The 7,168-nt window shown below is 39.2% G+C and carries 8 protein-coding genes and 1 tRNA gene; 4 read left to right on the top strand and 5 right to left on the bottom strand.

Features of this window, described 5'->3' with window-relative positions; translation table 11 throughout:
* Positions 1-191: 191 nt before the first annotated feature.
* Positions 192-1,064 (bottom strand): DMT family transporter, encoded by an 873-nt coding sequence (locus ACYQY7_RS13410; protein WP_461202797.1) that lies wholly within the window; start codon positions 1,062-1,064, stop codon positions 192-194.
* Between the two features lie 47 nt (positions 1,065-1,111).
* On the opposite strand from ACYQY7_RS13410, the gene ACYQY7_RS13405 reads away from it, so the two are divergent.
* The 3 genes from ACYQY7_RS13405 to ACYQY7_RS13395 all read left to right on the top strand — a co-directional run bounded on the left by ACYQY7_RS13405 (position 1,112) and on the right by ACYQY7_RS13395 (position 2,648).
* A complete protein-coding gene (locus ACYQY7_RS13405) occupies positions 1,112-1,789 on the top strand; it encodes an MgtC/SapB family protein (RefSeq protein ID WP_461202795.1) in 678 nt (225 codons plus the stop codon).
* 73 nt (positions 1,790-1,862) lie between these two features.
* On the top strand, positions 1,863-2,483 hold the full coding sequence (locus ACYQY7_RS13400; RefSeq protein WP_461202793.1) for an HD-GYP domain-containing protein: 621 nt from the start codon (positions 1,863-1,865) through the stop codon (positions 2,481-2,483).
* Positions 2,484-2,575: 92 nt separating this feature from the next.
* Positions 2,576-2,648 (top strand) — tRNA-Ala (locus ACYQY7_RS13395).
* Positions 2,649-2,684: 36 nt separating this feature from the next.
* On the opposite strand, the gene ACYQY7_RS13390 is transcribed toward ACYQY7_RS13395, so the two are convergent.
* Positions 2,685-2,864, bottom strand: coding sequence for a small, acid-soluble spore protein, H family (locus ACYQY7_RS13390; RefSeq protein WP_461202792.1), 180 nt, complete (start codon positions 2,862-2,864; stop codon positions 2,685-2,687).
* Between the two features lie 103 nt (positions 2,865-2,967).
* Between ACYQY7_RS13390 and ACYQY7_RS13385 the strand changes: the two genes are divergently transcribed.
* Positions 2,968-3,939, top strand: a complete 972-nt coding sequence (locus tag ACYQY7_RS13385; protein WP_461202790.1) for a potassium channel family protein — start codon at positions 2,968-2,970, stop codon at positions 3,937-3,939.
* Here ACYQY7_RS13385 and ACYQY7_RS13380 read toward each other — a convergent pair.
* The 3 genes from ACYQY7_RS13380 to ACYQY7_RS13370 form a co-directional block, all read right to left on the bottom strand.
* Positions 3,928-4,332: a YugN-like family protein gene (locus tag ACYQY7_RS13380; RefSeq protein WP_461202788.1), complete on the bottom strand. Its 405-nt coding sequence runs from the start codon at positions 4,330-4,332 to the stop codon at positions 3,928-3,930. The two genes, ACYQY7_RS13385 and ACYQY7_RS13380, sit on opposite strands and share 12 nt — an antisense overlap.
* Before the next feature lie 154 nt (positions 4,333-4,486).
* Positions 4,487-5,836, bottom strand: coding sequence for a glucose-6-phosphate isomerase (locus ACYQY7_RS13375; protein ID WP_461202786.1), 1,350 nt, complete (start codon positions 5,834-5,836; stop codon positions 4,487-4,489).
* 111 nt (positions 5,837-5,947) lie between these two features.
* Entirely contained in the window at positions 5,948-7,108 is a 1,161-nt protein-coding gene (locus ACYQY7_RS13370; RefSeq protein WP_461202784.1) for an iron-containing alcohol dehydrogenase, read from the bottom strand.
* Positions 7,109-7,168: the final 60 nt, after the last annotated feature.

Genomic DNA, 7,168 nt, shown 5'->3' with positions numbered 1-7,168 from the left:
GTTATCCTTAGCTTTCATACGCTTTTCGCTTCGTTCAGTTTTCAAGGAACATCTTGTCGTTTTTTGCGACTTTCTTAATCTAACACATCGTCTCTTTAGTGTCAAGAGCAATTTTTTCATTTTTTATTATCGCATCATCGCACCGCAACAGCGACATTTCGAAATATATCATATTCTTTTTTGAAATGCAACTATTTTTTATTGTTTTTTGCATGTTTTCCGAGCATGTACGCTCCTATTCCTACAATGATAAAAAAAGATCCGATTGCTTGCGATAAATAAAATTTTTCACCTAACCATATATAAGCTAATACAATTGCTCCAATTGGTTCAAATAAAATAGCCATCGACACCATTGCAGCATTTACCCATTTCATCGCCCAATTAAAAAGAGAATGACCAAACAATGTTGGAATTACAGCTAACAAAATAAAATAACTCCAGTCATCCACATCATATGAAAAAAATGAATACCGAAACAATGCGACATATCCACTTAATACAATAGAAGCAATGCCATAGACGATGTATGTATATGTAATTAAAGAAAGTTGCTTTCGTAAATGTTGACCAACTAACCAATAACCTGTTACCATAGCACATGCTATTAATGCAAGCATATCTCCATAAAGCGCTTCGCCACTTATTTGAAAATCTCCCCAACTAATAATGACACTACCTAAAATCGCAAGTAGCGCGCTTACCCATTTACCTATTGTCATTTTTTCTTTAAAAAAGAGAAACCCACCAACAAAAGCGAATAGTGGTTGCAACGTAACTAAAACAACTGAACTTGCAACTGATGTGTAACGAAGTGATTCAAACCAAAGAATAAAATGAAATGCAAGCAACGTTCCAGATAAGGCAGCAAAAGCCCAATCTTGTCGATTCATTTCTTTCGTTTCTTTTCTATGCTTTACAACAAACAACGGTGTCATCAAAACAACTGCAAAAAAAAGACGATAAAAAGCTGTAACAGCTGATGGGGCATCTGTAAATTTTACAAAAATAGCTGACGTTGAAATAGAGAGTGCACCAACAATTAAAGCGATATATGCCTTCATGTTCATCATCCTTTCGAATATACTTATAAAAAAAGGGGGAATGTCTTATGGATGCTCATGTGCTTATGAAACTTGGAATCTCTGCCATCCTTGGACTTATTATCGGTTTAGAACGGGAACTAAAAAGAAAGCCAGTCGGTCTTAAAACATGTCTTGTCATTTCGATTGTAAGTTGTTTGCTAACAATCGTATCAATCGAATCGGCATATACATTTCCAAAAGCCGAACATATTAACATGGACCCGCTTCGCCTTGCAGCTCAAATTGTATCTGGCATTGGTTTTCTCGGAGCGGGCGTTATTCTTCGCCGCGGAAACGACAGCATTTCCGGTTTGACAACTGCTGCGCTCATCTGGGGAGCGGCGGGTGTTGGCGTTGCTGTCGGAGCAAATTTTTATATTGAAGCCATTCTCGGTGTTGTCTTTCTTATCGCTAGCGTCGAGCTCATTCCACTTGTAACAGCTGTTTTTGGTCCAAAGCAGCTAAGAGAGAAAGAACTTTCCGTTAAACTCACTGTGTTAGATGCAACAAAAATTTCTGAAGTGGTCGACACCATTAAACAAAAAAATATTCACATTAAAACTGTACGCATTAAAGATTTAGAGAACGGAAATCACTTTGTTGAATTAAAAGTATCTGTCGATCAAAAACGAGCGACAACAGACGTATACGAGTTTATTCATCAAATCCCTTCTATTCGAGGTGTTGATATCGAAAATGTTTGACTTGAAAATCATTCTCATTTAAGTTAGGATATATGATGAAAAATTTTTTGAAAACGAAAAGGTGACGAGCGATATGTCTTCTATAAAAAACATGGAACTTTGTTTTCTTATGCGCCAACTCTCAGCAAAGGACGAGCTCACTTTTCTTCATTCATATCGCGTAACAAAAATTGCTTTATCTTTCGCTTCATTTTTAAAATTAGCCGATGAAGAAAAACGCCAGCTTCAATTCGGATCACTCATTCACGATATCGGCAAATTGCACATTCCCGCTCATATTTTAACAAAAAAAGGGAAGTTATCAGAAGAAGAATTTGCTGAAATAAAAAAACATCCGCTATTTGGCATACATATATTACAACATTATCATGTTTCACCTGAAATTTACCATATCGTTTTATACCACCATGAACGATGGGATGGAAAAGGATACCCACACAAAAAGAGAGGAGAGAATATTCCGTTTCTTGCTCGTCTCGTAGCTTTAGCCGATTCACTCGAAGCGATGACTGGTATTCGGTCATATCGTGCACCTCTTACATGGGAGGACGCTCATGAGGAAATAAAAAAAGGAGCAGGTACACAATTTGATCCACGATTGACAACTTCCTTTTTGCTATGGATGGAAAATCATGTGATTCCAATTGAACAAAGCGCAGAAACAATTATGCAAACAATCTCAATCATTTCATAGTATGAGTAAAATGTTTGTGGGAGAAAAAAGACAGGTTCCTAATTCGACATCCATTGACGAAAAAACAAAATGTTTTTAGAATGAAAGAAGAAGGGGCATTAGCTCAGTTGGGAGAGCATCGTGCTGGCAGCGCGAAGGTCACCGGTTCGAGCCCGGTATGCTCCATAGAAAAAACCCTTGCGATGCAAGGGTTTTTTCGTTTTACTCTTCCGTTAATTCTTCCACCGGAACGATGTGGCATTCATGTTCCCTCCCACGCATATGTACCGTAGCTGTTCGCCTTGCTTCATCGTACCCATCAATCCAAACGGATTGACCGTGATAACATACACGAATATCGTTTGGCGAAGAAACGATTTGTTTCACGCGATTTATATCCAATACGACTCCCTCCTTTCGTTTATATCGTTTGTTTTTATGAAGAAAAATATGTAAGAAATCACATCATCTCGTCTACAATGAATAAAAACAGGAGGGAAAACAAATGAGATGGTATGAATTTCTCGCTTCATATTGGCGGCTTTCTCCGCTAGTACGTATCATTTTAACAATTACAATCATTATTTTTTTATTCGGGATCGCTATTCATATTGTTGAACCAAAAACATTTTCAACTGTTTTTGATGGTATATGGTGGGCATTAGTGACAACAACAACAATCGGTTATGGCGATGTTGTACCGAAAACAATAAACGGAAAACTCGTCGCCATCGTTCTTATTCTACTCGGCACCGCGTTCGTTTCTGCTTATTTTGTCACGTTATCTACAAAAGCGATCTCAAAAGAGAATGCCCTGTCGGCTGGTGAACTCCCTTATACAAAAGGGAACCATGTCATTTTAGTCGGTTGGAACGAGCGCATTCGTCAACTACTTGCACTTATGCCTACTAACATGCCATGTCTCGTCATCGATGAAACACTAAAACGTTGGGATGTGCCAAAACATATTCATTTCATTAAAGGAAATCCGACTCATGATGATATATGGGAAAAAGCGAATGTGTCTGAAGCTCACATCGTCATCATTACCGCCAATCATCATAAAAATGAAGTTGAGGCTGATTTGGCATCTATCGTCACCCTTTTGACAGTTAAAGCGCTTCATCCATCCGTATATACCGTTGTAGAAATATTGACCAAACCGCAAGTCGATAATGCGAAACGTGCTGGAGCAGATAAAATTATTGAGACAAATAAATGGATAAGCTTTTTAATGGCAAATTGCCTTTCATCTCCAAGTGTGTTAAACGATATTGAGGAATTCAAAAAACATCCGTTAAAACGTTTAGCTGTGCGCGAAGAATGGATCGGTATGTCTTTCGCCTCCATGCTGACTGAATTAAAAAAAGAAGATGTATTACTAATTGGTATTGCAAACGATCAACACATCGCAATTAACCCGCCATCGCATACAATCATTCAGTCGAAAGATGAGCTTATCGTATTAGTACAATAACCGTTCTTCTAAATCTTTGATTAATGTTTTTGCCATTGCTACATATCGATCAGGCACCGTTGCATCCGGGTCTTCTGGTTCAGAAAACTGATTAAACGACGCAGTCACATTTCCAATATGCACGTTGTCGTCTAATCCGCGCTGATATTTATGACATAAGACGTATGGGCGTTTCAATTCAACCGTTGCCCCATATGAATCAAGCTGTCCATCTACAGCAACAAATGGAAGACGCAAAAATTGATAACCGACATCATCTGCCATTTTATAATCAAACGAACCGTGATCATAATCCCAATTTCCACCGATTACGTAACCGAGCGGTTTTAATTGTTGTTCCAACACATTTAACAAAAATGCTTTTCCTTCTAATTTAGACGGAATTTCAATCATGTTTATCACTCCTCCTCTGTTTGTATTATGCCCAAAAAAAGAGCTTTCCCTGCATTCAAGGAAAGCTCTTTCTCATTGCGGACCGACTGTAAACTATTGAAAATGCCTCACTTCAAAGACGTTGCCTCGATGAAATTTTCTATATAACTTTTCTCTACTTCAATCGTTTTTCAAGTTCTGCCTTTTTCTCTTCGTATCCAGGCTTACCAAGAAGGGCAAACATATTCACTTTGTACGCTTCAACACCCGGTTGGTCAAACGGATTGACTCCAAGTAAATATCCGCTCATGGCGCACGCTTTTTCAAAGAAGTAAACGAGATAACCGAACGTATATTCATCTAATCGTGGCAGTGTGACAACTAAGTTGGGCACGCCCCCGTCTGTATGCGCCAATAATGTACCTTCAAACGCTTTTGTGTTGACAAAGTCGACTGTTTTTCCTGCTAAATAATTTAAGCCGTCTAAATCGTTATCTTCCGCCTCAATCGTCAACTCATGGCGCGGTGTTTCCACCTTTAGCACCGTTTCAAACAAGTCGCGACGTCCTTCTTGCACGTATTGACCTAATGAATGAAGATCTGTTGAAAAGTTTGCTGAAGCTGGGAAAATACCTTTTTGATCTTTTCCTTCGCTCTCACCAAACAATTGCTTCCACCATTCTGCAAAATATTGTAATGCTGGCTCGTAGTTAATGAGCATTTCAATTGTTTTTCCTTTGTTGTATAGCACGTTACGCACCGCAGCATATTGATAAGCGATGTTTTCTTCTAACTCCGATTTACTGAAATCTTCGCGCGCTTGTGCCGCACCTTTCATCATCGCTTCAATGTCCGCCCCACTTACGGCAATTGGCAATAATCCAACCGCTGTTAAAACGGAGTAGCGTCCACCGACATCATCTGGAATGACAAATGTTTCGTATCCTTCTTCTGTCGCTAACGTTTTTAACGCTCCGCGCGCACGGTCTGTTGTTGCGTAAATGCGTTTACGCACTTCTTCTTTTCCATATTTTTCTTCAAGAAGCTTGCGGAAAATACGAAATGCAATCGCAGGTTCTGTCGTCGTTCCTGATTTCGAAATGACATTGATCGAAAAATTTTTTCCTTCAAGTACATCCATGACATCGCGCATATATGTAGAACTAATGTTGTTACCGACGAAAATAATTTGTGGTGTTTTTCGTTTTTCGCTCGAGAGCGCGTTGTAAAAAGAATGTTGCAACATTTCAATTGCTGCACGAGCGCCTAAATAAGAACCACCAATGCCGACAACTAACAAGACATCAGAGTCTTCTTGAATTTTTTTCGCTGCTTGTTGAATGCGAGCAAATTCTTCTCGGTCGTACGCGATAGGAAGATCAATCCATCCTAAAAAGTCGTTCCCTTGCCCTGTTTTTTCGTGAAGCGCATGATGTGCTACTTTTACTGCGTCACGCAAATACGTTAGTTCATGTTCACCAAAAAAAGACAACGCCTTTGAATAGTCAAACTGAATATGCGTCATGTACGTTTTCCTCCTCAATGATAGTATCCTCTTTCACTTTAGCGAAACAATTAGTGAGAATCAAGTTGGCAGAGATGATGTAAACGGATTCATTATGACATTTTTCGCACTTTACAACGAGGCTTGTAAAATCGCCATGACGTCGTGATGATGCAACTTTTTAAAATTTCCAAACGGCCCGAATGCCATTGCTTTTTCAGCGATAAGTGGCAATGAGTCTTCACCAATGTCATAATTAGCTAATCGATTCGGAGCACCTAAGCTATTCCAAAACGCACGAAGCTTTTCAATTCCTTCTAACGCGATTTCACGGTCTCCTTTCCCTTCTGGATACACATTAAACACACGAACGGCTAGTTGCTTAAACCGCTCGACATGTTCATCAAGTACATGTTTCATCCAGTTTGGGAATAAAATAGCTAGTCCACCTGCATGTGGAATATCGTGCACTGCTGATACAGCATGCTCAATATTATGCGTTGCCCAATCGCCACGCAGCCCCATGCGCAAAATCCCATTTAAAGCCATCGTTCCACAATATAAAATCGTTTCACGATGATCCACATTTTTTAAGTCTTCGATAAGTTTTGGTGCTGTTTCAATAACCGTTCGTAAAATCGCTTCACACATTCGATCTTGTAGTGGTGTATTTGGAATATGGTGAAAATATTGTTCTAATACGTGTGACATAATATCAACGACGCCATATACTGTATGATCTTTCGGAACAGTTGTTGTATACATAGGATCTAAAATCGAAAACTTCGGAAAAACAGCTGAGCTACTCCAACCGTATTTTTCTTTCGTGTCCCAATTAGTAATGACAGAATTTGCATTCATTTCTGAACCTGTCGCGGCTAACGTTAATACCGTTCCGAGTGGGAGAGCTTGCTGAACCGTTGTCTTTCGTGAAATAAAATCCCAGGCGTCTCCATCGTATAAGGCGCCAACTGCGATCGCTTTGGCACAATCAATGACACTTCCACCACCAACCGCTAAAACAAAATCGACGTTTTCTTTACGACATATGTCAATGCCTTTTCGCACAGTAGATAAACGTGGGTTGGGCTCAACCCCTCCTAACTCCGACCAAGACTTGTTCAATGAACGCAAAATGGATACGACATCATCATATACTCCGTTTTTCTTAATACTTCCCCCACCGTATACAATTAAAATGTGTTCATACGCAGTAAGTTCTTTCCTCAATTGTTCAATTTGCCCCTTGCCGAAAATTAATTTCGTTGGATTATGAAAAACGAAATTTTCCATGTTGATCCCTCCTCGTATAGTATGTTTAGAAAGATTTTTAAATCGAATTTCCAGTTGGAT

This window comes from Anoxybacillus sp. TBDG-1 (genome assembly GCF_054815885.1).
Note: the sequence above shows the minus strand (reverse complement) of the source record. Positions and strands in the feature narration are given on the sequence as shown.

Coding starts and splice junctions, on each gene's coding strand:
- ACYQY7_RS13410 (WP_461202797.1), bottom strand. CDS start 1,064: ATGAAGGCATATATCGCTTTAATTGTTGGTGCACTCTCTATTTCAACG.
- ACYQY7_RS13405 (WP_461202795.1), top strand. CDS start 1,112: ATGGATGCTCATGTGCTTATGAAACTTGGAATCTCTGCCATCCTTGGA.
- ACYQY7_RS13400 (WP_461202793.1), top strand. CDS start 1,863: ATGTCTTCTATAAAAAACATGGAACTTTGTTTTCTTATGCGCCAACTC.
- ACYQY7_RS13385 (WP_461202790.1), top strand. CDS start 2,968: ATGAGATGGTATGAATTTCTCGCTTCATATTGGCGGCTTTCTCCGCTA.
- ACYQY7_RS13380 (WP_461202788.1), bottom strand. CDS start 4,332: ATGATTGAAATTCCGTCTAAATTAGAAGGAAAAGCATTTTTGTTAAAT.
- ACYQY7_RS13375 (WP_461202786.1), bottom strand. CDS start 5,836: ATGACGCATATTCAGTTTGACTATTCAAAGGCGTTGTCTTTTTTTGGT.
- ACYQY7_RS13370 (WP_461202784.1), bottom strand. CDS start 7,108: ATGGAAAATTTCGTTTTTCATAATCCAACGAAATTAATTTTCGGCAAG.